The organism is Pedococcus bigeumensis, from assembly GCF_039531795.1.
Taxonomy (GTDB): Bacteria; Actinomycetota; Actinomycetes; order Actinomycetales; family Dermatophilaceae; genus Pedococcus; species Pedococcus bigeumensis.
This window is the reverse complement of record NZ_BAAAQS010000003.1, coordinates 37851-63158: the sequence shown is the minus strand read 5'-3', so window position 1 is coordinate 63158 and position 25308 is coordinate 37851. Positions and strand designations below refer to the sequence as shown.

The following is a 25308-nucleotide window of genomic DNA, read 5'->3' as shown; positions in this document are numbered from 1 at the left end:
CGTGACCATCACCGAGGAAGCCGGATTCGGGCTCGAGCACAACGGATTCGACATCGACCAGAACGGCGGCGGCTCAGGGCCTGAGCGGCCCCTGGCGTCGAGCCGGGTGGACCTGCGCGCCGTGGACGTGCCACTGCTGTACGTCGCAGGCGCCACCGAAGGCACCGTGCAGTGGAAAGCGGAACGGTTCCAGCTGGTCAACTGGGGCGGGTTCGAGGGCCGGGAACGGTTCGACTTCCACCCCGGGTCCACCCTCATCTCCGGCGCGTCCGGTACCGGCAAGAGCACCCTGCTCGACGCGTACATCGCCCTGATGATGCCTGCTGACGTCCCGTTCAACGGTGCGTCCAACGACGCCGTCGGGGGCCGCGCCCGCAGCGCCGACCAGCGCAACCTGCTGTCGTACCTGCGCGGCCAGACCGACACCACCACGGACGAGAGCACCGGCCGCGAACGGGCGAAGGTGCTGCGCGGTGACCGCGTCGCCACCTGGGGCGCTATCGGCATGACGTTCGTCAACGACCACGGGCGGAGGTTCACCGCCCTTCGCGCGTACTACGTGCCCGCTCGAGCGTCACGTGTCGGCGAGTACACGATGCGGATGGCGACCATCGAAGGGGAACTCGACCTGGCTGACTTGGCCGGCGCCGTCGAGTCCGTGTTCGCACCCAAGGTCCTCAAGTCGATGTTCCCCGGGCTGAAGACGCACGACACGTACGCGGCGTTCGCCAGCACCCTGCACACCCGGTTGGGTATCGGCGCCAACGGCGACGGTGAGAAGGCGCTGCGCCTACTGGTCCGCATCCAGTCCGGTCACCAGATCCGCACGGTCGACGAGCTGTACAAGGAGATGGTCCTGGAGCGGCCCGCCACGTTCGCTGCCGCAGACCGCGCCATCGAGCACTTCGATGCGCTCGAGACCGCGTACGTGGCCATGCAGACCGAGCAGAAGAAGGCCGACCTGCTGCGCCCCATCACGGCCCGGCACGCCGCACTGCTGGCCGCTGAGGCGGAGATGGACACCATCGACACGTTCGGCCTCACCGCCACCGGCGACACCCCCATCGCCCTGTGGGCGTTGCGCACCGAGGGGCAACTGCTTGACGTTGCCGTAGACACCAACCGGGACCAGCGGGCGGCAACCTTTGACCTGCTCCGTGCCGCGACGCAGAAGGAGTCCGGTCTTGCAGGGCAACTGGATGACGCCAAGGAAGAGCACCGGGCCAACGGTGGCGCCGACCTTGAGCGCCTCACCCAGCTCATCGAGCAGGAGAGGACTCGTCGCGACCACAAGGTGTTGACCCGCAGCCAGGTCGCACAAGCCACCGTCGCCCTTGGCGCGCCATTGGCCACGCAGAACGACTTCGACCGGCTGCACGCAGACGCGACGGGGTTCCTGGCCGCGTTCTCCGCCACCGCTGCCGAGCTCCGCGGACGCCGCGACGACCTGCTTCGGTCCCAGGTGCCGCTGTCGAGCCGCAAACGGGAACTCGTCGACGAACGAACGTCACTGGCCGGACGGTCCGGTCGAGTGCCGAAGTTCCTCGACGACCTGCGCCGCGACGCTGCGGCAGCTGCCGGAATGACCTGCGACGAGCTGCCGTTCGTTGCCGAGCTCATCGACGTCGCCGCGGACCAGACGCGCTGGCGACCTGCGCTGGAGACCGTCCTGGGAGGGTCCGCCCGCACCCTGCTCGTTCCGCTCGAGCAACTCGAGCACTTCTCCAGGGCCATCGACCCGCTGCACCTTCGAGGTCAGCTCACCTTCCAGGGCGCCCCACACGCAGCGCACCGCGACCGGAGCGCGGACCCGTCCCGGGTGGCCGGCAAGCTGCTGTTCAAGGAATCCCCGTTCAGTGAATGGGTGCACGCGCACATCAGCGACCCCGCCCGCAACGCCCTGTGCGTCGAAACCCCGGCGGACCTGGCCGGGCCGGGGTACCGCGTCACCCTGGCCGGGCAGACCCGCCGCGGCACCCGCGGCACCCACGGCAAGGCGGACCGGGCGAACATCATCGGGTTCAGCAGCGACGAAGCCATCGCCGACATCGACACCCAACTCGCAAGCCTCGACACCCAGCTCGACACGCTTGGCGACCAGGTGCGAGCCGTCGAACGCACCCAGGACGACCTCGAACGCAAACGAGCCGGCTACGAGGCGGCCCTGCGGTACACGTGGGACGACATCGACGTCGACGGCGCCCAAGCACGCATCGACGAACACGCGCAGGCCCGGGACCGCATCCTGAGCGCAGACGACCGCCTCCAGGCGCTCCAAGCTCACATCGACCACCTCGCTGGGCAGCTCGAGCTGGCCCGAGAGACCCGGTTCGGGCTCGAACGCGACAAGAAGGACCTTGCCGCCGAGCACGAGACCCTGTTCAGCCGGCAGGACGACGTCAACGACGAACTCGAGCGCCTCGACCGCGAGGGGCGCATCGCCCTCACCGACGAGCACGCTGCCCGGCTCGACGACGAGTTCACCCAAGCCAGCGCCCCCAACGACCCGGCCGACCTCGGCGAGTTCGTCGCCAACCTCGCCCGACTACGAACTCGTCTCAGTGCCAGCCTCGAGACTGCCCGCGCCGAGGCCGACCGAGCCCGAGACGACCTCATCCGCACGTTCAGCCTGTACCTGGACCAGTGGCCGGACCCGAACCTGTCCACCACCATCGAGGCATACGGGGACTACGCAGCCGTCCTCGAAACCATCCTGGCCACCGGTCTGCACGAGCGGCAAGCGGAGTGGCGAGCCCGACTGACGAAGTGGAGCGGCGAAGACCTCGTCCCCCTCGCAGGTGCGATGGAGTCCGCCATCGACGACATCCGAGACCGGATGGACCCCATCAACGCCATCCTGAGCAACCTCCCGTTCGGTGCCAACCGCGACCGGCTCCGCATCAAGCTGCGACGCCTGACACCAGACCACGTCGTGACCTTCAAGCGCGAGCTCCGCACCCTGTCGTCCGGCGCAACCAAGGAACTCAGTGAGCACGAGCTCGAGGGGCGGTTCAAGAGCCTGCGGACGTTCATGGCACAACTGCGTCACCGCAACGACCCCCGCGCCCTGCCAGACCTGTCCGACCGGGACCGACTGCTGGACGTTCGCCGCCACGTCGAGATCACCGCGGAGCGTCACAGCCTCGACGGTGCGCTGCTGTCCACGCACGCCGCCCTGGGAGGCAAGAGCGGCGGGGAGAGCCAGGAGTTGGTCGCATTCATCGTCGGGGCCGCGCTGCGCTTCCGCCTGGGTGACGACGAGAACGCACGCCCCACGTTCGCCCCCGTCTTCCTCGACGAAGGCTTCGTCAAGTCCGACGCCGAGTTCGCCGGCCGAGCTGTCGAAGCCTGGAAGGGATTAGGATTCCAGCTCATCGTGGGTGCACCCCTGGACAAGGTCACCGCGCTCGAACCTCACATGGACGAGTTCCTCGCCATCACCAAGAACACGACCACGCACTACTCGTTCGTGCACCGCGTCAAGGACGGCCCGCGTGCCGAGGCACTCCGATGAAGACTCCGGAACAGGTAGTCGAGGACATCGGCCGGCGCCTGGCTCGCACCTGGGCTTCCACCATCGTCAGCACCGACGACCCGGCATGGCCGCACGCCTTCCCCATCGGGCAACCCACCGCATCCGAACTCGCCTCCGGCTACGCCAGCACATTCGACGACGTCACCCGGTGGCGCACATGGTCCGCCAGCCACAACGTGCCACTGACCTCACGCACACGGCGCATCCACGGCACTGACCAACAACTACCCACGCACGCCCACGTCCCCGACATCGACATCGCCGCACAGCTCAGCGCCGGCGGGTGGCCAGAGCGCATCCGCCGCGGGCGGCACCGAGCCGCAGTCCTGCAGCAGCGATACCCGCACGCGGCCCAGTCCCCGCGCATCCTGACCGCGGTCGAGCCGTTGTCCGACCTCGACTTCGACCTGTTGTGCCGTGCCGCGGACTGGTTCGCCACCAACCAAGCCCACGGCCTCACACCACGCCAGGTCCCCATCGAGGGCCTGCACGCGAAGTGGCTCAACAGCAGGCAGGCGCTGGTCGCTGCCCTGGCAGCCGTTGATGACCTCGGCCTGCTGCCGCGCCACCCACCGCGGCTCCACTTCACGTACCTAGACCCCGACCACCGGGCCGCCGGCAGACGGCTGCACGACTGCGCCACCGTCGGCGACCAGGTGAGCTTGGCGTACCAGCCGCGGGTAGTGGTCATCTCCGAGAACAAGGACACTGCCATCCATTTCCCGGCCGTCGCCGACGGCATCGCCGTCGAGGGCATGGGTCGTGGAGGGGCAACGGCAGCCGCCTTCGAGTGGATTCGCAACGCACCGCGCGTCTTCTACTGGGGTGACATGGACGCCGATGGCCTTGAAATCCTCGACGGGTTCCGCGCCGCGGGCATACTCGCCGAGTCGCTGTTCATGGACCCGGGCACGTACGACACCTGGGAGCGCTTCGGCACCAACCTTGACCCCGGAGGGCGTCCCCTTGAGGCGCGCGCGCCCCGACCCGTCCCGCACCTCACGTCCGCCGAGTCCGAGCTGTACCACCAGCTGACCTCACCCGCTTGGCCTCGCCATCGCCGTATCGAGCAGGAACGCATCCCGCTGGCCACTGCGGCGCAGGAAGTCCTTGCACGCGTACAACGTGACTAGGTGAGTCAGAGGCGACGCCGCGGGATGACCGGCTCCCCACGAGACCACCGACGGGACTCGGGCTGAACAGCCGACGTTGCTCGGCACCCACGACCTCGACGGTGCGCGGGCCCACCTGAGAGCCGCTCTGGTGTCCTGCTGACCGCTTCTTGCCGCAGACGCCAGCGTGGCGATTCCCACCGGGCAGTTGGCGCGGGCGGCGCGGGCGCGCAGCCTGTTCGGTGCCACCCATCCCGCGTCGACCCGCTCACCCCAAACGGGGCGTCTGCACACGATACGTCCGCAAGGCACCGTTCGAGCGATGGCGGCAGGCCGAAATCGGGAAGGTCTGCGACACGGGACGTTCACGCTGAACCCGCCGCCTTCGACCTTCCGTCCGCGAACGTGCGAGGGCGACAATGCGGGATGGGCACCCGCAAACACCTCGAGACTGAACGCAAGTACCAAGTCGACGTCACGACCGTCACCCCATTCAGCGGTGAGGCCCTGGACCCGCGCGTCGACGAGGTCGCGCAAGCCCAGCTCGAAGCGGTCTACTTCGACACCGCCGAACTGGACCTCCATCGCCGCGGAATCACCCTGCGGCGCCGCACCGGCGGCGACGACGAAGGCTGGCACGTCAAGATTCCCCGCGGCCCAGACCAGAAGACGGAGATCCAGCAGCCACTCGGACGCGCCGTGAAGGCCGTGCCCAGAAAGGTTCTCGACCAGGTCCGTGCCATCGTCCGCGACCGGCCCTTGGTCCCCGTCGCGACCATCATCACCGACCGCACCACCTACACCCTCCTCGACCACGAGGAACCCGTAGCGCTGCTGTGCGACGACCGGGTCACGGCGAGAGCGATGGGCGACGACGAGGATGACCACGCCTGGCGCGAATGGGAGCTGGAGGCCCTCGACGGTGCGCGCCCCCGTTCGGTCTTTGCGTTGTTCGAGCCGGCCCTGCTGGACGCCGGCGCGCACCGAGCCCACTACGGTTCGAAGCTCGGTCATGTCCTCGCCCGCCTGGACCAGGAACCTGCGCCGGTGAGGCAGAAGCGTCCCCGCAAGGGCGACGCAGGTGAGCTGCTGAGACAGCGGCTCGAGCAGCAGATCACCGCCCTGCACGCGCACGATGCGGCAGTGCGAGACGGCTCAGCGGACGGCATCCACCGGATGCGGATAGCAGCCCGACGCCTGCGGTCAGCACTGACCACCACCAAACCCCTACTCACCACACCGCAAGACGAGTTGCGGGAGGAACTGCGGTGGCTCGGACAAACCCTGAGCCCCGCCCGCGACGCCCTGGTCATCCGCGAACGGCTCGAGACAGCCCTGGAAGCTGAACCCCGCGAGGTTGTCCTCGGCCCGGTACGCAGCCGGCTACGCCTCGAACTGACCCAACAGCACAAGCAGGCCCTTGCCGCCGCCAAGGAGGCGCTGGACTCACCGCGCTACTTCGCCCTCCTGGACGCACTCGACACCCTCGCCGCAGACCTACCCCTCGCGCCGTCCGCGAAGACCAAGGCGCGCAAGGTCATGGGCGACCTAGTCCGACGCGACACCAAGAAGCTGCATCAAGCCGTGAAGGCCGCAAAGCGAAGCGACCCTGCAGCGCGCGACCAAGCGCTCCACGAGGCCCGCAAGAAGGCCAAGCGGCTTCGCTATGCCGCCGAGCTGGCCGCACCGGCAGGCGGCCGCCGCGCGCCGAAGCTCGCAAGTCGCGCCAAGGCCGTCCAGCAGGCACTGGGCCAACACCAGGACAGCGTCGTTGCCCGACAGCACCTGCGACAGCTAGGTGCCCAAGCGTTCCTTCACAGCGAGAACGGCTTCACCTTCGGGCTGCTCCACGGTGCAGAAAGACTGCGTGCCCAACAGGCCGAACGCGACTTCCAGCGGGCCCTGGACCGACTACCGCGACCACGCGCTGCGGGCTCATGGGCAGCCAAACGATAGGCACACCACAGCGCGCCCCCTTCCCAGGACGCCGCCGCTTCAGCCGCTCACCCGGTCACGACTGGCCGGAGGAACCGAGTAGTCCACCATGTGCGCCAAACGCTCCCGTGCCGCCCGCTCCACGAGAATCGACACGAAGTCCCGCACCGGCCCCGTCACGTCCGCATAGGCCAACCTCACGGCAGCCTCAACCACCTCAGGACCCAGGTGCGCGAACCGTTGGTTCAACCGCTCCTGAACAACAAGCAAAGCCCGGGCCTCAGCCTCGCGATCCATCCGCTCATCGTGAAGCCAACCCCGCCCCCTTGGCAACGCCACATCGACGCCCACGGGACCCCAGCACCAGGGCGCGCGTGCCCGCGCCCAGCCCAACGCGCAACGGCCGTTAGGCGCGACCGGCCCGCTCCGACACCTTCGCCGCCTTCCGCAGGGCGGCCACCAGCTCCGCCTTCTCCTCGCCCTGGCTCACCAGGGCGAGCGGCTCCGCCGCCAGCAGGTCGCCCAACAGAGCCGAAACCCGCCACTCCCGCGTCGCCAACCTGACAACGGCATCGAACGGGTCCTCACCAGCCACCGAGAACGCATGCGGCAACGCATGCCACAGCGGCCACCCCCGCTCCAGAGCGCAAGCAAGTTCCATCAAAACGGCATAAACGCGCCCATCCCCGGACGCAGCTGCGGCACACTCTCCCTCGGTCATCATGACCTCCACCGTTGCGCGCGGGCCCCGCACGACAACCATTCGCTTACTGGAAGGCCGAGACATCATGTGCCCTGGATGCGGGGATGAACGGGAGTGGCGCTGCCTCGGATGCAAGACCCGAGGATGCAGGACACCTCGATGCGCATACGCGGTCGATGGGCTCCGTCGCGGACTCTGCGACGACTGCCACGCCGTCATCGAACGCATCTGACGCGCGAGGGCTCCAGACGGTGCCGGCGGCCCACGGCACGTCCTAGGTCTCCCGCGCCAACCCTGCACACCGCATGAAGCGTCCCTCGCCCGAAGAGGGGCGAGGGACGCAAGGGATGGAACGGCCGGGGCGGACCCAGGTCAGGGCAGTTCGTCGACCGTGTAGTCCACGTCGGGACGGCGGGTGTCGACCAGCACCTGGAGCCCGTTCGGGTACCGGTACACGTCCCACCCTTCATCGGCCAGGTCACGCAGACGCTGGGCCTCGGCCTCCAAGGCGTCGACGACCTCACGCACCGTGTCGAACTGCTCGACAGGGATGTCGACCTGCAGCGGGCTGCTGTACAGGTGTTGCTCGATGCACCCCACTGGGGTACGGAAGCCGGTCCGCACCAGTCGAACGTCACCCAGCCGGTTCTCGACGACGAAGTGGGTCTGACCGACAGCCCAGAACAGGCGCTCGGACTCCGGGTGACCCGTCAGAAGTTCGCCCCATTCGGAGGCGCCGCGGACAACCTCGATGGTGCCTTCGGCTGTCCCCCTGACCAGGGGCAGGTGTTTGTACCGGGGGTGATTACGGCTGATGGCCTTGAGCCGCAGCGGTGCACGGACGTTCGGAGTGGTCGGACCGAACACCGGAGGAAACGGGTACTGCATGAGGGAACTCCTCGCGTGCGTTGTGCCAGACCCGAAGGGGTCCGGATGAACGCCACGAACCGTCAGAGCGCCGCAGCGACCTCCAAGCGCAGCCGGCAGTGTCCCCGCCAGAAGCAACCACGCAGCGGTGTCCCATCTGGAGGGCGCAGTGTCCCTGCCGGAATCGGTGTCCCGGGCAGAGGGCCGGACACTGGAGACAGACTGCGCAGGTGCGGGGTGCGGAAGTGCGCGAGATGCTCGCGGCCCTCAACACGGGGCACGACGGTGGCTGCGGCACGGTGCACGCCAACGCGCCCGTCGACGTGCCCCGCCGGTTCGACGCGCTGGGCGCGCTGGCCGGGCTGCCCCGCGACGCGGTCCAGACCCAGCTGGCCAGCGCGGTCGAAGCAGTGGTGCACCTCGTACGCGAGGGTGGTGGGCGGCGGGTGGACTCGATCTCGGTGCTGCGGTGGACCGGCGCGGAGACCGTCAGCGACCTGGCTTTCGACGCCGCCCCGGGCCGCGACTCCGCAGATCAACGGGGCCCCGGCTGGCCGGCGCTCGCTTCCCTGACGGGGGTCGACCCGTGCTGATGGTCGGCTCGCCACCCGCTGTCCTGGGCGCGGTGGTCCTGGGTTTGGTGGTGGCCACCGCTGTCCTGTGGCCTCCCGGCCCCGATCGACTGGCCGGTGCCAGATCGCCCACGACCGCTCCCGGTGGCGGCCGGGCACGGCAGGGCGCCGGCTCGCAGCGCACGAGCACCCTCCGACGTGCCGTGCGCCGCCGGGCACGACAGGAGGCTCGCGAGCGAGCGCTTGCCGACCTCGTGGCCGCGCTGGCGGCCCCGCTGCGAGCCGGGGTGCCGCCGGTCGGCGCCGTGGCCGCGGCCGCGCCGTGGTTCGGCGACGACGCTGCGCTGGGTCCCCTGCTGCGTGACCTGTCCGACGCCGCAGCGCGCGGCGCCCCGCTGGCCGAGGTGTGGCGCACCCACGCCGAGACCCACGAGAGCACTGACCTGTCGTACGTCTCCCGGGCCTGGGCAGTGAGCGAGCTGACCGGCGCGCCGCTCGCCGACGCCCTGGCCAGCGGTGAGCAGGTCCTGCGCGCCCGGGCCCGGGGGCGCGAACGGCTGTCTGCGGCCTCGGCCGGTCCCAAGGCGTCGATGGCGGTCCTGTGTCTCCTCCCGGCCGCCGGTCCTGTCGTCGGGGCGGTGCTGGGCGTCGACCCGGTGACCCTCTACTTCTCCTCCGGGGTGGCCACCGGCAGCCTCGTCCTGGGGATCGTCCTCGGCCTCGGCGCGTGGCTGTGGAGTCGGCGGATCCTGCGCAGGGCCGCGTGAGGGCCTTGGTGGTCTGCCTGCTGGCGGGTCTTGCGCCGCTGCTGTGGCCGCCATCAGCACAGGTGCGAGTGCCGCCCAGGCCCAGCTCCACTGCGACGCGGCCCCGGCCGGCGCGGCCGCTCGCCCGGCATCCGACGGCATGGTGGCGTGGTGCACCGACCCGCGGCCGACGGCCGGAGGCGACGTACGGCGAGGTCGCCGACGCCCTGGTCCTCATCGCGCTGTGCCTCCGTGCGGGACTGCCCCTGACTGCTGCCCTGCACCACGTCCAGGCGGGTGCCACCGGCGTCGTGCGCGACGACCTCGCGGCCGTGGTCGCGGCGCTGCGGTGGGGCCTTCCGGCGCGGGAGGCGTGGGCGTACGCCGGCGCTGCGTGGCGACCGGCGGCCACCGCGAGTCACCTGTCCGAGCAGACCGGCGCCGCCGCCGCCGAGCTCCTCGATGGTGCCGCGGCACGGATGCGCGAGCAGGGTGAGCGCGCCGGTGAGCGCGCCGCCGCGAGGGCCGGCGTGCTGCTGGTGCTGCCGCTGGGTCTGGGCTTCCTCCCGGCGTTCGCGTGCACCGCCGTCGTCCCGGTGGTCGTCAACCTCGCCTCCGGAGTCCTCGCCGGAGGCTCGTGAGCCGCGACTCTCCCCGGCTCCTGGCCCTCGGCTGAGCCGAAGGACGCGACCAACGGCTCCGCTCGGGAGGGCCGGTTCGCTGGGCCTGCGGAGGCCGCGGGTGCCGCGCCGCATCGACGGCCGCACCGGACGACCCATCCACAGCCCAGCCCACGGCCTGGGGTGGTCCACAAGCAGGCTCGCCAGGCATGGCGACCCGGCAGGCCCTCGGGTGGACTGACGGTCGACGAAGGGCGTTCGGCCTACCGACCAACTCGAGGAGCACAGCGTGAAATGCACACTGACCACACGGTTTTCGACGGTCCGACGCTCGGCCGAGGCTGGCATGACGACGGCGGAGTATGCCGTGGGCACGCTGGCCGCGTGCGCGTTCGCCGCCGTCCTGCTCGCCGTGGTCCGCTCGGGGACCGTCAAGTCGGCGCTGGCGTCCGTGATCGCGGCCGCACTGGGGTCGGTCGGTTAGGTGGCGAGCAGGGGATGGTGACTGCGGAGCTCGCGGTCGCCATCCCGACCCTCGTCCTGGTGCTGTTCGTCGCCCTCTCGGCGCTCGCGACCGTGACCGACCAGGTGCGGTGCGTCGACGCGGCGAGGGCCACCGCCAGGGATTTGGCGAGGGGTGACGCCCAGGCCTCGGCCCTGTCCTCCGGCAAGCGGCTGGCGCCGCCGGGCGCCTCGTTCGCGGTCTCCGGCGTCGGGTCCGGTCCGGGATCGGAGGTGACGGTCGTGGTGCGGGGGCACCCGGCTCCCGGTCTGGGCTGGCTCGGGGCGCGGGCCACTCCGACCGGCCGTGTGGTGGCCGTCATGGAGGAGGTGGGGAGCGATCGCCCCGCGCACTGAGCGCGGGGCAGCAACGGTGTTGGTGCTGGCTGCGGTCTCAGTGGTGCTCATGGTCCTGGTGGCGGGGCTGGCCCTGGGCAGCGCCGTCGTCGCGACCCATCAGGCCAGGGCAGCGGCGGACCTCGGGGCGCTCGCGGCGGCCGAGGCCCTGCAGCGAGGCGTCGGCTCTGCTGCCGCGGCCGCGTCCGGTGCCGCGCTGGCCTCGCGCAACGGCGCCCGGTCCGCAGGATGCGTGGTGGGGGCGGACGAGTCGGTGACGTGTCGCGCGACGACCTCGCCGGCCTTCGTCCTGCCGGGCACCCCGCGACGAACCACGACGGCGACGGCCCGAGCCGGGCCGTCGCCGTGACGGAGCTGCCGCCGTGTGCGGCGCTGGGGGGTCAGTCGCGGGTCACTCGCGCCCGGTGCGGTCGCTGCCGGCGGCCCGCTGGCTGTCTTCGGTGCGGTCGGCCGTGTCGGCTGCGTCCCCGTGGACGGTGGCATCAGCGGTGTCGGAGGACTCTGAGGACTCGGAGAACTCGGAAGACTCGACGGGGTAGCGGCCCATGATCTTGTCTGCCACCGTCCGGTGAGCGGGGTGGTTCGGGTCGTTCGAGGTCTCGTCCTCACCCGCGGCAGTGCCTCGGGTGGTCGAGTCGTCCGCGGACATCGTGCGGGTCGAGTCGTCTTCCCCGGCACCGACCGTGGAAGACGAGGTGGCAGCGGTCTCGCCGGAGTCGGCCGGGGCGTCAGCGGAGTGCCGGGCCGCGAACTCGTCGCCGGTCGCAGGCTGTTCGGGACCGACGTGGTCGACGTGACCGGCGTGGCTGGCGGCGAGTCCGGCTCCGGCACCGGCGACTGCCGCGGTGGCCGAGTGGCCGGGGGCCGCGCCGCGAGCGGCGTACTCCTGCTCGAGCCGCTCGCGCTCGTAGGCGCGAGCCCGCTCCTCGGCGTCCTGCTGGCGGGTGGCGAACTCGGTCTCGCGCTCGCGGTCGCGCTCGGCCATCCGCGCCTCGAACTCCTCGTCCCGCACGCGGTCACGCTCGGCCAGGGCGCTCTGGTGCGACTCCTCGGCGCGGGCCCGCTCATCGGCGCGGATGCTTTCCTCGATCTTCGCCTGGCGCTCGGCCTCCTTGGCCTCACGGGCGGGGCGACGGCGACGCTTGGAGCTGGCGCGGATCATCGCCAGCCCGAGCCACAGGAGCAGGAGCACCGCGGCGCCGGTGATGAGCAGGGCGAGCGGGGTCATCCCCCAGCTGTAGCCGGCGAGCTCGAGGTCGATCGGCGTGGTGAGCGAATCGGTGGCGAGGAACAGGATGACACCTGCTCCCACAGCGAGCAGGACGAGAATCAGGCCGAGCACGATCACGGAAGAAACCTCCGAGGATGAGGGGTGCGTGGTGCACCGTCCGCCCTCGACCCTAGTCGCTGGCCTGCACGTTTGCCCGATTCGTCACCCTCGGACCCCGCTCCGTACCGGTGGCCACCGCCGCTCCGGAGGGCCGGTCCGGAGCACCCGCGAGCACCGCCCGCAGCAGTCGGACCGCCCCCGACTTGTCCAGGGGTTCGTTGCCGTTGCCGCACTTGGGTGACTGGACGCACGCGGGGCAACCGCTCTCGCAGCGACAGTCGCCCACCGTCTCGAGGGTCGAGCGCAACCACTCCCCGAACGACTCGTAGGCCCGCTCGGCGAATCCGGCCCCACCGGGGTGGCCGTCGTAGACCATGATCGTGGGCAGGCCGGTGTCGGGGTGCAGCGCCGTCGACACCCCACCGATGTCCCACCGGTCGCAGGTGGCGACCAGCGGGAGCATGCCGATCCCGGCGTGCTCGGCCGCGTGCGCGGCCCCGGGGATGTCGACCTCGGCGACGCCGGCCGCCGCCAGCCACTCCACCGGCATGGTCCACCAGACCGCCCGCGTGTTGAGCGTGCGCTGCGGCAGTTCGAGGGGGTGGGTGCCGATGACCTCACCGCTGGGCAGCCGCCGCAGGAACGACGTGACCTGGGTGTGCACGTGCACCGTGCCGAACGACACCTGCACCGGGCCCCAGGCGACACTGCGCTGCGCGGCGATGATGTCGAACGCGCTCACCGACTGCGCGAACGTGCTCCAGCCGGGGTCGCCGCGCACTGCCGTCGCCGTGCCGTGCTCGAGGTCGAGCTCGGTGACGACGTAGGTGTCGCCCTGGTGGACGTGCACCGCACCGGTGTGCACCTGCGTGTGCGCCGACGCCGCGTCGATCGTGCCCAGCACCCGTCCGGTGCGCTGCTCGACGATCCCCACGACCTCCCCGGCGCCGCGCAGCGACACGTGGTCGGAGGCGCGGTCGGTGCGGGCCCAGTACCACCCGGTGGGCCGTCGACGAAGGATCCCCCGGGCCACGAGCGCCTCCACGAGGGGCCGAGCCTGGTCGCCGAACAGGGCCAGGTCGTCCTCCTTGAGCGGCAGCTCGGCCGCGGCGGCAGCCAGGTGCGGGCCGAGGACGTGGGGGTTGTCCGGGTCGAGCACCGTCGCCTCGACCGGCTGCCCGAAGACCACCTCGGGGTGGTGCACGACGTAGGTGTCGAGCGGGTCGTCGGCGGCGACGAACACCGCCAGCGACCGGGTGCCGGCCCGTCCCGCCCGGCCGGCCTGCTGCCACAGCGAGGCGCGGGTGCCCGGCCAGCCGGCCAGCAGCACGGCGTCGAGGCCGCTGATGTCGATGCCGAGCTCGAGCGCGTTCGTGGCGGCGAGCCCGACGATGTCGCCGGCCCTGAGGGCGCGTTCGAGCTCGCGGCGTTCCTCCGGCAGGTAGCCACCGCGGTATGCCGCGACGGCACCGGCCAGCGCCGGTGACACCTCGGTGAGTGTGCGGCGGGCGCTGGTGGCCAGGGCCTCGACTCCGGCCCGCGACTTCGCGAAGGCCACCGTCTGCACGCGCTGGGCGACCAGGTCGGCGAGCAGGTCGGCCGCCTCGGAGGTGGCCGACCGGCGCCCGTCGCCCTCCCCGAGCGGGCCCGGCTCCCACATCGCGAACGTCATCGCCTCACGGGGTGAGCCGTCCTCGGTGACCGGCACGACCGGCATACCGACGAGGCGGGAGGCGTGCAGACCGGGGTCGCGCACGGTGGCCGAGGCAAGGATGAAGGTGGGGTGCGAGCCGTAGCGGGCGCAGACGCGGCGCAGGCGGCGCAGCAGCGCGGCGAGGTGCGAGCCGAACACACCGCGGTAGGTGTGGCACTCGTCGATGACCACGTAGCGCAGTGCCCTCAGGAACGGCGCCCAGCGCTCGTGCAGCGGCAGCAGGGAGTGGTGGACGAGGTCGGGGTTGGTGAGGATGAGCTGGGCATGGTCACGGATCCAGCGCCGTTCCTCGGTGGCGGTGTCGCCGTCGTAGGTCGCCGCCCGGACGCCCGGCACGGCCATCGACTGCACCCGGGCCAGCTGGTCGGCCGCGAGCGCCTTGGTCGGTGACAGGTAGAGCGCGGTGGCGCCACGTCCGGAGGGCGCAGCCGACCCCTCGACGAGGGCCGACAGGACCGGCAGCAGGTAGCCGAGGCTCTTGCCCGAGGCGGTGCCGGTGGCCATCACCACGTGGGAGCCGTCGTGGGCGAGGTCGGCCGCGGCCCGCTGGTGGGACCAGAGGGAGGTCACCCCGGCGCCGGCGCACGCGGCATACACGCTCGGATCCACCCAGGTGGGCCAGGGCACCAGCGCCGCGGCCCGGGCCGGCACCTCGTGGACGTGCTGCAGCCGCTCGCTCCTGGCGCCACTCGCGAGAGTCGTCAGCGCCGTCACCGGGTCGAACGCGAGGCGACGGGGCGCCGCGGAACCGGGTGGGGTGGAGCCGGAGGTGGACATTGCCGCTACCGTAATCCCGAGAGCAGACGGTCCCCACCGCCTGCTCACCGGTGTCGGTCAGTGAAAGGGTGCACGTGGACCTCTCGGTCTCCAGCAGTGAGCAGGGCGCGGTGACGATCGTGCACGTCGCGGGCGAGATCGACGTCTACACGGCTCCCTTGCTGCGCGAAGTCCTCGACAAGCAGGTCGCCGCCGGCCGGACCGACCTCGTGGTCGACCTCGAGAAGGTCACCTTCATGGACTCCACCGGCCTCGGTGTCCTCGTGGGCCGGCTGAAGCTGGTGCGTGGCCAGAACGGCACCCTGCGCATCGTGAGCGCCCAGGAGCGGATCCTCAAGGTCTTCAAGATCACCGGCCTGGACAAGGTGTTCCACATCTACCCGACGGTCGACGAGGCCGCGGCGGCGACGAACGCCTGAGCCCCGCCCAACGCGGGCGAAGTCGCCCGAACAGCGGGCGAAATCCCTGTGACGATCCTCACCCGGCGTCACAAACCCTGTGACGTGCATTACCCTCGCCAGCAACGTCCCCTCTGGGGTGCGCCATCGTGGCGCGCCCGTGGGCGGTCCTGAATGTTTCCCCAACGAGGAGGATGGAATGTCGCGCCTCGCGCCTGCCGCCGCGGCTGCTGACCTGCAGCTGGACGGCACCAATCTCACCCTGGTCATCGTGGTGGCCGTCATCGCGGTCATCTCGCTGGCCATGGGTGTGTTCTTCCGCCAGCAAGTGCTGGCGGCCGACCCCGGCACCGAGAAGATGCAGGAGATCGGCGCTGCCGTCGAAGAAGGCGCCCAGGCCTACCTCGCTCGTCAGTTCAAGACGCTCAGCGTCTTCGTCGTGCTGGTCTTCGGTCTGCTGCTCCTGCTCCCGGCCGACACCGCCGGCGTCCGCTGGGGCCGGTCCGGCTTCTTCGTGGTCGGTGCCTTGTTCTCCGCAGCCATCGGCTACCTCGGCATGAGCCTCGCCGTGAAGGCGAACGTCCGCGTCGCCTCCGCCGCCCGCGGCGGTGACCGCGACTCCGGCATGAAGATCGCGTTCCGCACCGGTGGCACCGTCGGCATGGCGACCGTGGGCCTCGGCCTGCTGGGCGCCTCCGTCGTCGTCCTCCTCTACAAGGGCGACGCGCCCAAGGTGCTGGAGGGCTTCGGCTTCGGCGCCGCGCTGCTCGCCATGTTCATGCGTGTCGGTGGCGGCATCTTCACCAAGGCCGCCGACGTCGGCGCCGACCTCGTCGGCAAGGTCGAGGCCGGCATCCCCGAGGACGACCCGCGCAACGCCGCGACCATCGCCGACAACGTGGGCGACAACGTGGGCGACTGCGCCGGCATGGCCGCCGACCTCTTCGAGTCGTATGCCGTGATGCTGGTGGCCGCGCTGATCCTCGGCTCCGCGGCGTTCGGCGAGTTCGGGCTCGTCTTCCCGCTGCTCGTGCCGGCCATCGGCGCGGTGACCGCCCTCATCGGTGTCTTCATCACCCGCGTCAAGCCGGGCGAGAACGCCCTGTCGGCGATCAACCGCGGTTTCTACATCTCCGCGGCGATCGCCGCGGTCCTGTCCGGCGTGGCCGCGTACGTCTACCTGCCCGACACGTTCGCGGGCCTCAAGTCGTCCGACGCCGGCATCACCGCGCTGGCCGGAGACCCCCGCCGCACCGCGATCATGGCCGTCGTCATCGGCATCATCCTCGCCGCCGTCATCCTGTGGCTGACCGGCTACTTCACCGGCACCGACAAGCGCCCGACCAAGGACGTCGCCCGCACCTCCCTCACGGGGGCCGCGACGGTCGTCCTGTCCGGTATCGGCGTCGGCCTCGAGTCGGCCGTCTACACCGCGGTCATCATCGGTGCCGCCGTCTACGCCGCGTTCCTGCTCGGTGGCGGCTCGGTCATCCTGTCGCTCTTCCTCATCGCGCTCGCCGGCTGTGGCCTGCTGACCACGGTGGGCGTCATCGTGGCCATGGACACCTTCGGCCCGGTCTCCGACAACGCCCAGGGCATCGCGGAGATGTCGGGTGACGTCGACGGTGAGGGCGCGCAGATCCTCACCGACCTCGACGCGGTGGGCAACACCACCAAGGCGATCACCAAGGGCATCGCGATCGCGACGGCGGTCCTCGCGGCGACCGCGCTGTTCGGGTCCTACTCCGACGCGTGGAAGGCGAAGTTCGAGCCGATCATCCAGGCGCTGGCCAAGTCGACCGAGACCGACCTGGTCGGCAAGATCCAGAACGGCTCCCTGACCCAGGAGGCCGCCCAGGCGCAGTACACCGCGATCCTGCAGAAGGCCAACGCGCCGTTCGACCTGCAGATCGTCACGCCGAGCGTGCTCGTCGGACTGCTGCTGGGTGCAGCCGTGGTGTTCCTGTTCTCCGGTCTGGCCATCAACGCGGTGACCCGCGCGGCCGGCGCCATCGTCTTCGAGGTGCGTCGCCAGTTCCGCGAGCACCCCGGGATCATGGACTACACCGAGAAGCCCGAGTACGGCCGCGTGGTCGACATCTGCACCAAGGACTCGCTGCGCGAGCTCGCGACGCCTGGTCTGCTGGCCGCCCTCACCCCGGTCGCCGTCGGCTTCGGCCTCGGCATCGGCCCGCTCGCCGGCTTCCTCGCCGGCGCGATCGGCACCGGGTGCCTGATGGCGGTGTTCCTGGCCAACTCCGGTGGGTCGTGGGACAACGCGAAGAAGATCGTCGAGGACGGCACCCACGGTGGCAAGGGCAGTGAGGCCCACGCCGCGACCGTCATCGGTGACACCGTCGGTGACCCGTTCAAGGACACCGCCGGCCCGGCGATCAACCCGCTGATCAAGGTCATGAACCTCGTGTCGGTGCTCATCGCCCCGGCCGTCGTGACGCTGTCGATCGGCGCCGACAAGAACAACGTGGCTCGCTACGGCATCGCTGCCGCCGCGATCATCATCGTGATCGCCGCGGTCGCCGTCTCCAAGTCGCGTGACCTCGCCATCGGCGGCGAGTCGCCGGAGGAGCTGGCCACCGAGGAGGCCGCGCTTGCTCACGCGCACGCCCAGGCGCCCGCCTCGGTCGAGGCGGACGAGCAGGTGCGCGACACCGGAGTCGCGGAGGAAGACCTGCGCCACTAGCCCAGGCACCGTCGAACGGCCGGTCCCCTCGCTGGGGCCGGCCGTTCGTCGTCGCGCCGGGCAGTCACCCAGGACGGCGAGCCCGTGGCGGTGTGCCCTGGTGGTGTGCCGTAGTGGTGTGCCGTGGTGGTATGCCGTGGCGCCGGTCGCGCGTAGGGTCACGCCATGGAGCGCGCGGGCGGGGTGCAGGTCAGGCCGGTCACCACCCACGACCTGGTGGACCTGCTGCCGCTGATGCGGGCCTACTGCACCTTCTACGAGACCGACCCCGCCGACGAGGACCTGCGCGCCATGGCGACCGCGTTCCTCGGGGAGGGGGCCGCAGGCACCCAGCTCATCGCCCGCGACGGCTCCGGGGACGCGCTGGGCCACGCGACCGTGCTCTGGAGCTGGGACACCACGCTCGCTCGGCCGTTCGCCGTCATGGAGGACCTCTTCGTCGTCGAGGCGGCCCGCGGCCGCGGAGTGGGCGCGGCCCTCATCGAGGGGTGTCGCCAGCTGGCGGCCGACCGTGGCCGCGAGTGGCTGGCGTGGGTGACCGCACCGGACAACGCGACGGCCCAACGGCTGTACGACGGGCTGGCTGCCCGCGCCGGGACGTGGTTGGCCTACCGCCTGCCCACGGACCGTCCGGCGACCTAGGCTGGAGCCATGCAGAGTCCGCTCTTTGACCAGGCCAACCTCGAAGTCCAGGCGCAGCAGCGGTTCGCGCTGCAGAACCCCCAGATGCTGCGGGTCCACCTCGGTGGCGACGTGCTGGCGGTCAAGGGCGCGATGGTCTCCTACCAGGGCCAGATCCGCTTCGACCACGAGCGGGCCGGCAGTGTCGGCAAGCTCTTCAAGAAGGTCGTCACAGGCGAGGACATCTCGCTGATGCGGGTCTCGGGCGAGGGCGACGTCTTCTTCGCGTCCGAGGCCGGCTACGTCTTCCTCGTCGAGCTGACCGGAGACGCCCTCAGTGTCAACGCGCGCAACCTGCTGGCCTTCGACTCCACCATCGAGTGGGACATCAAGCGGGTGCAGGGCGCCGGGATGCTCAGCGGCGGTCTGTTCAACACCACCCTCCAGGGCACCGGCACGGCCGCGATCCACACCGTGGGCCAGCCGGTGATCCTCGACTGCAGCCAGCAGCCCACCTACGTCGACGTGCAGGCCTGCGTGGGCTGGTCGGCCAACCTCGTCCCCCAGGTGGTGTCGAGCATGAACGTCCGGTCGATGCTGCGCGGCGGCTCGGGTGAGGCCTTCCAGTACGCCTTCTCGGGCCCGGGCTTCGTCATCGTGCAGCCCAGCGAGTGGACCCCGCCGGCCGCGGGCGGCGGCGGCGGTGGGGGTGGCGGCTTCAACCTCGGCGGCCTGCTCGACGGATGAGCGCCCCGACCCCGGCAGCCGACCCCGACCTGGTCGCGCGCCTGCGCGCCGACCTCACGGCGGCGGCATACACGGTCGAGGCGGTGGGCGCGCTCCTCGGCCCGCTGGCCGCGGCGGCGCTCGCTCGCGAGCAGGTGATCCCTGCGCAGCGGGTCACGGCCGGTGCCGACGGGCCGCTCGCCACGCTGGTGCGGCTGTTCGCACTCGGCGACGCGGTCGACACCGAGGAGGCGGGGGAGGCGCTGCCGAGGCTCGGCCTCGCCGGCGCCAGTGCGCTGCGGCTCGTGCGCGAGCAGGGCCCCGGGGTCGTCGCGACCTGCGACCTGCGCCCCTACGGCGAGGAGGGCTCCGCCTGGTGGGTCGCCTCCGACCTCACCGAGCTGGCCACCCGCGCGCCGCTGCGCGAGGACCACGTGCTGGGCATCGGGGGAGCCTCGACCACGCTGGCCTCGTGGACGCCGCGGCCCCCTGTCGAGCGAGCCCTCGACGTCGGCACCGGCTGCGGCGTGCAGGCGCTCCACCTCGGCTCGCACGCCCAGCACGTCACGGTCACCGACATCTCGACGCGGGCGCTGGAGTTCGCCCGGTTCAACGCCGTGCTCAACGGGTTCGACTGGGAGGTCCTCGAGGGGTCGATGCTGGATCCCGTTGCAGGACAACGGTTCGGGCTGATCGTGAGCAACCCGCCGTTCGTGATCACGCCCCGCAGCCCCGACGTCCCGCTCTTCGAGTACCGCGACGGGGGCCAGTCGGGTGACACCATCGTCGCCGACCTCGTGCGGTCGATCGGCGACCACCTGGAGCCCGGCGGCGTGGCCCAGTTCCTCGGCAACTGGGAGGTCGTCGGCGACACCGACTGGCGTGACCGGGTGCGCGGCTGGGTGGCCGGCACCGGGCTCGACGCCTGGATCGTGCAGCGTGACGTGCAGGACCCGGCCGAGTACGCCGAGACCTGGTCGCGCGACGGCGGCCACCACAGCGCCACGACCGAGTTCGCGACGATGTATGCCGCGTGGCTCGACGACTTCGCGTCCCGCGGCGTGGGCGCGATCGGCTTCGGGGTCATCACCCTGCAGAAGCCGGTGGGGGAGCGCGAGCCCTTCGTCGACCTCACCGAGGCGACCGGGCCGGTGACGGCGCCGATGGGTCCGCACGTGCTCTCGGGTCTGCGGGCCCGCACCTGGCTGGCCGAGCACGACGACGACGAGCTGTTCGCGGTGGCCTGGCGGTGCGCCGACGACGTGGTGGAGGAGCGGCACGGCCGACCGGGTGACGACGAGCCTGCGGTCATCCAGCTGAGGCAGGGAGTGGGCCTCGGTCGCACGGTCAGGCTCGACACCGTCGGTGCGGCACTGGTCAGCGTGTGCGACGGGTCGTTGCCGGCCGGGGTGGCCCTCGACGCGATCGCGGAGCTGCTCGGCGAGGACGCGGCGGCCGTGCGCGAGTCGGCGGTGCCGCTGCTGCGTGCGCTCGTGGCCGACGGCCTGCTCGTCTGACGCGAGTGAGTGGGCGCCGGGACATCCGTCACGGACGGGCTCGTTTGCGCAGGTGGAAAACCCGCTTGTGAGTGAGTGCTCACTCACTCATACTGTTCCCCATGTCTCCCCGCGCCGCCGCGATGGCCCCCGACGACCGCCGGGCCTCGATCATCGCCGCCACGATCCCGTTGCTGCGGGACAAGGGCCGAGGCATCAGCACCCGCGAGATCGCCAAGGCGGCCGGCATCGCCGAAGGGACGATCTTCCGGGTGTTCGACAGCAAGGACGAGATCATCCACGCCTGCGTCCACGAGGCGTTCGACACCGCCGCAGTGAAGGCCGAGCTGGCGGCCGTGGACCGCGACCTGCCGTTGCGCGAGCGGCTGGCCGCTGCTGTCACCGTGATGCAGACGCACCTCCAGGGGATCTTCGCCCTGATGAGCGTGCTGCAGTCGTCCGGCCAGCCGCTGCACCGCCCGATGGACGCCAAGGCGCTGCGCCGCCGACAGGAGGGGACCGCCGAGCTCGACCGGGCCTTCACCGAGCTCATCGGCGACGACGCGGTCCTCCTGCGGATCCCGGTGCTCAACTTCATCGGCTACCTGCGCATGCTCACGCTGTCCAGCGTCCACCCGATGCTCGACGGCCAGGACTCGACGGCGTCGGAGCTCGTCGACGTCGTGCTCGAGGGTGCGTTGGCCCGACCTGCTGCACCCGCCACCACACGCACCACGAGGGGGAAGAACTAGTGCTCATCCGGATCATCCGCGACTACCTCAGGCCCTACAGCGGCCTGGTCGCCGGGCTCGTCGGGCTCCAGCTGGTCGGCACGATGGCCTCGCTCTACCTGCCCAGCCTGAACGGCAGGATCATCGACGAGGGCGTGGCCAAGGGCGACACGGGGTACATCGTGCGCACCGGTGGCTGGATGCTCGCCGTCTCGCTGGTGCAGATCGTCGCCACGGTCGCCGCCACCTACCTCGGGGCCAAGTCGGCCGCCGGGCTCGGACGTGACCTGCGGGCCGGCATCTTCGCCCGGGTCGGGGACTTCTCGGCCCAGGAGGTCTCGCGGTTCGGAGCCCCTACCCTCATCTCCCGCAACACCAACGACGTCACGCAGGTGCAGACCGTCGTGTTCATGGGCGCGGCCATGATGGTGTCCGCCCCGATCATGATGGTCGGCGGCATCATCATGGCGCTGCGCGAGGACGTCGGGCTGTCCTGGCTCGTGGCCGTCGCGGTGCCGGCCCTGGCCGTGTCGGTCGCGCTGGTGATCCGCAAGATGATCCCGCAGTTCCGGCTCATGCAGGAGTCGGTCGACTGGGTGAACCGCGTGCTGCGCGAGCAGATCACGGGGATCCGGGTCGTGCGGGCCTTCGTGCGCGAGGAGCACGAGCAGGAGCGCTTCGCCAAGGCCAACACCCAGTACACCGGCACCGCCCTCGCCGTCGGCCGGCTGATGGCGATGATCTTCCCGATCGTCATGCTCATCTTCAACGCCTCCACCGTGGCCGTCCTGTGGTTCGGCTCGCACCGGGTGGAGAACGGCCAGATGCAGATCGGGGAGCTCACCGCCTTCATGAGCTACCTCATGCAGATCCTCATGTCGGTCATGATGGCGACCTTCATGTCCATGATGATCCCGCGTGCAACGGTGTCGGCCGGGCGCATCACCGAGGTCCTCGACACCGACTCCACGGTCGTCCAGCCGAGCGCACCCGTCGTGATCCCGCGCGCCGGCACCACGGTCGAGCTGCGTGACGTGGAGTTCTGCTACCCCGGCGCGGACGTCCCTGTCCTGCAAGGGGTCTCGATGACCGCGGAGCCGGGACACACCACGGCCATCATCGGGAGCACCGGCTCTGGCAAGTCGACGCTGGTGTCGCTCATCCCGCGCCTCTACGACGTGACGGGAGGGTCGGTGCGGCTCGGTGGCGTGGACGTGCGCGACGCGGCCCTCGAGGACGTCTGGTCGCGGATCGGGTTGGTGCCGCAGAAGCCCTACCTGTTCACCGGCACGGTCGCGTCCAACCTGCGCTACGGCGACTCCGACGCGACCGACGACGAGCTCTGGGACGCCCTGCGGATCGCGCAGGCCGAGGACTTCGTGCGGGCCATGCCGCAGGGCCTCGACTCGCCGATCGCCCAGGGCGGCACCAACGTCTCGGGGGGCCAGCGCCAACGGCTCGCCATCGCCCGGGCGCTGGTGGCCAAGCCCGAGGTGTTCCTGTTCGACGACAGCTTCTCGGCCCTCGACCTGTCCACCGACGCGCGGCTCCGGTCTGCGCTGCGACCGGTCACGCGGCATGCCGCCGTCATCGTCGTGGCCCAACGGGTCTCGACGATCATCGACGCCGACCACATCGTCGTCCTCGACGACGGCAAGGTGGTCGGCGCGGGCCGCCACGACGAGCTGCTCGACACGTGTCCGACCTACGTCGAGATCGTCGAGTCGCAGCGATCTGCAGAGGAGGCCGCGGCATGAGCAGCGCCGAGGGTGTGAAGACCGAGGAGGAGAAGGCGGCCGAGGCGCGTCGGGGCCCGGGCGCGAACGCCGGTCACCGCCGGGGGCCGATGTCGCTGGGCATGCCCACGGAGAAGTCGCAGAACTTCGGCCCGTCGGCCAAGCGGCTGCTGTCGCTGCTACGGCCCGAGCGGGCGTCGTTGTATGCCGTGCTGGGGCTGGCCGTCGGCAGCGTCACCCTCAACGCGGTCGGACCGAAGATCCTGGGGCGGGCGACCGACCTGATCTTCGCGGGGTTCATCGGCAAGCAGCTGCCCTCCACCGCGACCCGTGAGCAGGTCGTCCAGGGGCTGCGGTCACGCGGTCAGGACAAGCAGGCCGACCTGCTCGCCAGGATGGACCACCTCAGGCCGGGCTTCGGCATCGACTTCGGTGCCGTGGGGCGGGTGCTGCTGTTCGTGCTGGCGCTCTACGCTCTCGCCAGCGTGCTGTCGTGGGCGATGGGCTGGATCCTCACCGGCGCGGTCAACCGCACCATCTTCGACCTGCGCCGCGACGTCGAGGACAAGCTCAACCGGCTGCCCCTGCCCTACTTCGACAACCAGCCGCGGGGCGAGCTGCTGAGCCGCGTCACCAACGACATCGACAACGTCGCGCAGAGCCTGCAGCAGACGCTCAGCCAGATGTTGACGTCGTTGCTGACCGTCGTGGCGATGGTCGCGATGATGCTCTACATCTCGCCGCTGCTGGCGGTGATCGCGCTGGTGACGATCCCGATCTCGATGGTCGTCACGGCGACTATCGGCAAGCGCTCGCAGAAGCACTTCGTGCAGCAGTGGAAGAGCACGGGTGAGCTCAACGGCATCGTCGAGGAGACCTTCACGGGGCACCAGCTGGTCAAGGTCTTCGGTCGCGAGGACGAGGTGCGGGCCGCGTTCAAGGCCAAGAACGACGACCTGTTCGACGCCGGTTTCGGCGCCCAGTTCATCAGCGGCATCATCATGCCGACGATGATGTTCATCGGGAACCTCAACTACGTCGTCATCGCCGTCGTCGGTGGTCTGCGGGTGGCCAGTGGGTCGATGAGCCTCGGTGACGTGCAGGCGTTCATCCAGTACTCGCGCCAGTTCACCCAGCCGCTCACGCAGGTGGCCTCGATGGCCAACCTGCTGCAGTCCGGGGTGGCCTCCGCCGAGCGGGTGTTCGACGTGCTCGACGCACCGGAGCAGCGGGCCGACGCCGTCGCCCCGACCACCCTCGACGACCCGCACGGGCGGGTGAGGTTCGAGGACGTGTCGTTCTCGTACGACCCGGAGAAGCCGCTGATCCAGCACCTCGACCTCAGCGTCGAGCCCGGTCAGACGGTCGCGATCGTCGGCCCGACCGGCGCCGGGAAGACCACCCTGGTCAACCTGATCATGCGCTTCTACGAGCTGGACGCCGGTCGGATCACCCTCGACGGTGTCGACATCACCGAGCTGACCCGGCACAACCTGCGCAGCGAGATCGGCATGGTGCTGCAGGACACCTGGCTGTTCGGCGGCACGATCCGCGACAACATCGCCTACGGCCGCCCGGGGGCGAGCGACGAGGAGGTCATGGCTGCGGCGAAGGCCACCTACGTCGACCGGTTCGTCCACTCGCTTCCCGACGGCTACGACACGGTGCTCGACGCCGAGGGCGGCAACATCAGCGCGGGCGAGAAGCAACTCATCACCATCGCCCGGGCGTTCCTGTCAGACCCCGCCCTGCTGATCCTCGACGAGGCCACCAGCTCGGTCGACACGCGCACGGAGCTCTTGGTGCAGCAGGCGATGTCGGCGCTGCGCCACGACCGGACCAGCTTCGTCATCGCCCACCGGCTGTCCACGATCCGCGACGCCGACCTCATCCTCGTGATGCGCGACGGCCAGATCGTCGAGCAGGGCTCGCACGAGCAGCTGCTCGCCAGCGGCGGCGCCTACGCCGAGCTCTACGCCGCGCAGTTCAGCGGTGCGGCCGTGGACCTCGACACCGGCGAGGCCCCGGCGCCAGACCTGGCCGGCGCCAAGGTCTGAGCCGCGACCCAGCGGGACGGTATGCCGCGTGGCCACCTCGGCCACGCGGCATACCCTCGCCCGCGGCAGGCTG

22 protein-coding genes are annotated in these 25308 nt (G+C 70.8%); 17 read left to right on the top strand and 5 right to left on the bottom strand.

Annotation, left to right across the window (positions count from 1 at the left end; translation table 11 throughout):
• The first annotated feature begins 1 nt into the window (after position 1).
• The 3 genes from ABD262_RS10895 (at position 2) to ABD262_RS10885 (ending at position 6603) form a co-directional block, all read left to right on the top strand.
• Positions 2–3514 (top strand): ATP-binding protein, encoded by a 3513-nt coding sequence (locus ABD262_RS10895; protein ID WP_344135536.1) that lies wholly within the window; start codon positions 2–4, stop codon positions 3512–3514.
• Positions 3511–4668 carry a Wadjet anti-phage system protein JetD domain-containing protein gene (locus ABD262_RS10890; protein ID WP_344135533.1) on the top strand — a complete coding sequence of 386 codons (1158 nt, stop codon included), beginning with the start codon at positions 3511–3513 and terminating at the stop codon, positions 4666–4668. The genes ABD262_RS10895 and ABD262_RS10890 overlap by 4 nt, the downstream gene beginning before the upstream one ends.
• 405 nt (positions 4669–5073) lie before the next feature.
• Positions 5074–6603 (top strand): CYTH and CHAD domain-containing protein, encoded by a 1530-nt coding sequence (locus ABD262_RS10885; protein WP_344135530.1) that lies wholly within the window; start codon positions 5074–5076, stop codon positions 6601–6603.
• Positions 6604–6642: 39 nt separating this feature from the next.
• Here the strand turns inward: ABD262_RS10885 and ABD262_RS10880 are convergent, their stop codons facing one another.
• The 3 genes from ABD262_RS10880 to ABD262_RS10870 all read right to left on the bottom strand — a co-directional run bounded on the left by ABD262_RS10880 (position 6643) and on the right by ABD262_RS10870 (position 8173).
• Entirely contained in the window at positions 6643–6879 is a 237-nt protein-coding gene (locus ABD262_RS10880) for a three-helix bundle dimerization domain-containing protein (protein ID WP_344135527.1), read from the bottom strand.
• Positions 6880–6988: 109 nt separating this feature from the next.
• A complete protein-coding gene (locus ABD262_RS10875; RefSeq protein ID WP_344135524.1) occupies positions 6989–7306 on the bottom strand; it encodes a hypothetical protein in 318 nt (105 codons plus the stop codon).
• A 351-nt stretch (positions 7307–7657) separates the two neighbouring features.
• Positions 7658–8173 (bottom strand): hypothetical protein, encoded by a 516-nt coding sequence (locus ABD262_RS10870; RefSeq protein WP_344135521.1) that lies wholly within the window; start codon positions 8171–8173, stop codon positions 7658–7660.
• A 209-nt stretch (positions 8174–8382) separates the two neighbouring features.
• On the opposite strand from ABD262_RS10870, the gene ABD262_RS10865 reads away from it, so the two are divergent.
• From ABD262_RS10865 to ABD262_RS10840, 6 genes are all read left to right on the top strand, one after another.
• Positions 8383–8745 carry an ATPase, T2SS/T4P/T4SS family gene (locus ABD262_RS10865; RefSeq protein WP_344135518.1) on the top strand — a complete coding sequence of 121 codons (363 nt, stop codon included), beginning with the start codon at positions 8383–8385 and terminating at the stop codon, positions 8743–8745.
• Positions 8746–8927: 182 nt separating this feature from the next.
• A complete protein-coding gene (locus ABD262_RS10860; protein WP_344135515.1) occupies positions 8928–9491 on the top strand; it encodes a type II secretion system F family protein in 564 nt (187 codons plus the stop codon).
• Positions 9492–9559: 68 nt separating this feature from the next.
• Entirely contained in the window at positions 9560–10111 is a 552-nt protein-coding gene (locus ABD262_RS10855) for a type II secretion system F family protein (protein ID WP_344135512.1), read from the top strand.
• A gap of 268 nt (positions 10112–10379) precedes the next feature.
• A complete protein-coding gene (locus ABD262_RS10850; protein WP_344135510.1) occupies positions 10380–10574 on the top strand; it encodes a DUF4244 domain-containing protein in 195 nt (64 codons plus the stop codon).
• Positions 10575–10591: 17 nt separating this feature from the next.
• Positions 10592–10948 carry a TadE family type IV pilus minor pilin gene (locus ABD262_RS10845; protein ID WP_425564848.1) on the top strand — a complete coding sequence of 119 codons (357 nt, stop codon included), beginning with the start codon at positions 10592–10594 and terminating at the stop codon, positions 10946–10948.
• Entirely contained in the window at positions 10899–11297 is a 399-nt protein-coding gene (locus ABD262_RS10840) for an Rv3654c family TadE-like protein (RefSeq protein ID WP_344135505.1), read from the top strand. The genes ABD262_RS10845 and ABD262_RS10840 overlap by 50 nt, the downstream gene beginning before the upstream one ends.
• A gap of 42 nt (positions 11298–11339) precedes the next feature.
• Here the strand turns inward: ABD262_RS10840 and ABD262_RS10835 are convergent, their stop codons facing one another.
• Complete coding sequence (locus tag ABD262_RS10835) at positions 11340–12296, bottom strand: hypothetical protein (protein ID WP_344135502.1); 957 nt, start codon at positions 12294–12296, stop codon at positions 11340–11342.
• 52 nt (positions 12297–12348) lie between these two features.
• On the bottom strand, positions 12349–14769 hold the full coding sequence (locus tag ABD262_RS10830) for a DEAD/DEAH box helicase (RefSeq protein ID WP_344135499.1): 2421 nt from the start codon (positions 14767–14769) through the stop codon (positions 12349–12351).
• Between the two features lie 74 nt (positions 14770–14843).
• Here ABD262_RS10830 and ABD262_RS10825 point away from each other — a divergent pair, with 74 nt between their 5' ends.
• The 8 genes from ABD262_RS10825 (at position 14844) to ABD262_RS10790 (ending at position 25235) form a co-directional block, all read left to right on the top strand.
• A complete protein-coding gene (locus ABD262_RS10825; protein WP_344135496.1) occupies positions 14844–15188 on the top strand; it encodes an anti-sigma factor antagonist in 345 nt (114 codons plus the stop codon).
• Between the two features lie 178 nt (positions 15189–15366).
• The gene (locus tag ABD262_RS10820; RefSeq protein ID WP_344135493.1) at positions 15367–17868 is read left to right on the top strand and encodes a sodium-translocating pyrophosphatase; all 2502 of its coding nucleotides are present in this window, start codon (positions 15367–15369) and stop codon (positions 17866–17868) included.
• Between the two features lie 165 nt (positions 17869–18033).
• Positions 18034–18510 (top strand): GNAT family N-acetyltransferase, encoded by a 477-nt coding sequence (locus ABD262_RS10815; protein WP_344135489.1) that lies wholly within the window; start codon positions 18034–18036, stop codon positions 18508–18510.
• 9 nt (positions 18511–18519) lie between these two features.
• Entirely contained in the window at positions 18520–19236 is a 717-nt protein-coding gene (locus ABD262_RS10810) for an AIM24 family protein (RefSeq protein ID WP_344135487.1), read from the top strand.
• Positions 19233–20732 carry a DUF7059 domain-containing protein gene (locus tag ABD262_RS10805; RefSeq protein ID WP_344135485.1) on the top strand — a complete coding sequence of 500 codons (1500 nt, stop codon included), beginning with the start codon at positions 19233–19235 and terminating at the stop codon, positions 20730–20732. The genes ABD262_RS10810 and ABD262_RS10805 overlap by 4 nt, the downstream gene beginning before the upstream one ends.
• Positions 20733–20833: 101 nt before the next feature.
• A complete protein-coding gene (locus ABD262_RS10800; RefSeq protein ID WP_344135482.1) occupies positions 20834–21463 on the top strand; it encodes a TetR/AcrR family transcriptional regulator in 630 nt (209 codons plus the stop codon).
• A complete protein-coding gene (locus ABD262_RS10795) occupies positions 21463–23199 on the top strand; it encodes an ABC transporter ATP-binding protein (protein ID WP_344135479.1) in 1737 nt (578 codons plus the stop codon). The genes ABD262_RS10800 and ABD262_RS10795 overlap by 1 nt, the downstream gene beginning before the upstream one ends.
• Positions 23196–25235: an ABC transporter ATP-binding protein gene (locus ABD262_RS10790; RefSeq protein WP_344135476.1), complete on the top strand. Its 2040-nt coding sequence runs from the start codon at positions 23196–23198 to the stop codon at positions 25233–25235. Before ABD262_RS10795 ends, ABD262_RS10790 begins: the two co-directional genes overlap by 4 nt.
• Positions 25236–25308 lie beyond the last annotated feature (73 nt).

Bases quoted from the DNA above. Each gene is read 5' to 3' on its own strand.
- ABD262_RS10890 (WP_344135533.1), top strand. From the start codon at position 3,511: ATGAAGACTCCGGAACAGGTAGTCGAGGACATCGGCCGGCGCCTGGCT.
- ABD262_RS10885 (WP_344135530.1), top strand. From the start codon at position 5,074: ATGGGCACCCGCAAACACCTCGAGACTGAACGCAAGTACCAAGTCGAC.
- ABD262_RS10880 (WP_344135527.1), bottom strand. From the start codon at position 6,879: ATGGATCGCGAGGCTGAGGCCCGGGCTTTGCTTGTTGTTCAGGAGCGG.
- ABD262_RS10875 (WP_344135524.1), bottom strand. From the start codon at position 7,306: ATGATGACCGAGGGAGAGTGTGCCGCAGCTGCGTCCGGGGATGGGCGC.
- ABD262_RS10870 (WP_344135521.1), bottom strand. From the start codon at position 8,173: ATGCAGTACCCGTTTCCTCCGGTGTTCGGTCCGACCACTCCGAACGTC.
- ABD262_RS10830 (WP_344135499.1), bottom strand. From the start codon at position 14,769: ATGTCCACCTCCGGCTCCACCCCACCCGGTTCCGCGGCGCCCCGTCGC.
- ABD262_RS10820 (WP_344135493.1), top strand. From the start codon at position 15,367: ATGTCGCGCCTCGCGCCTGCCGCCGCGGCTGCTGACCTGCAGCTGGAC.
- ABD262_RS10815 (WP_344135489.1), top strand. From the start codon at position 18,034: ATGGAGCGCGCGGGCGGGGTGCAGGTCAGGCCGGTCACCACCCACGAC.
- ABD262_RS10810 (WP_344135487.1), top strand. From the start codon at position 18,520: ATGCAGAGTCCGCTCTTTGACCAGGCCAACCTCGAAGTCCAGGCGCAG.
- ABD262_RS10805 (WP_344135485.1), top strand. From the start codon at position 19,233: ATGAGCGCCCCGACCCCGGCAGCCGACCCCGACCTGGTCGCGCGCCTG.
- ABD262_RS10800 (WP_344135482.1), top strand. From the start codon at position 20,834: ATGTCTCCCCGCGCCGCCGCGATGGCCCCCGACGACCGCCGGGCCTCG.
- ABD262_RS10790 (WP_344135476.1), top strand. From the start codon at position 23,196: ATGAGCAGCGCCGAGGGTGTGAAGACCGAGGAGGAGAAGGCGGCCGAG.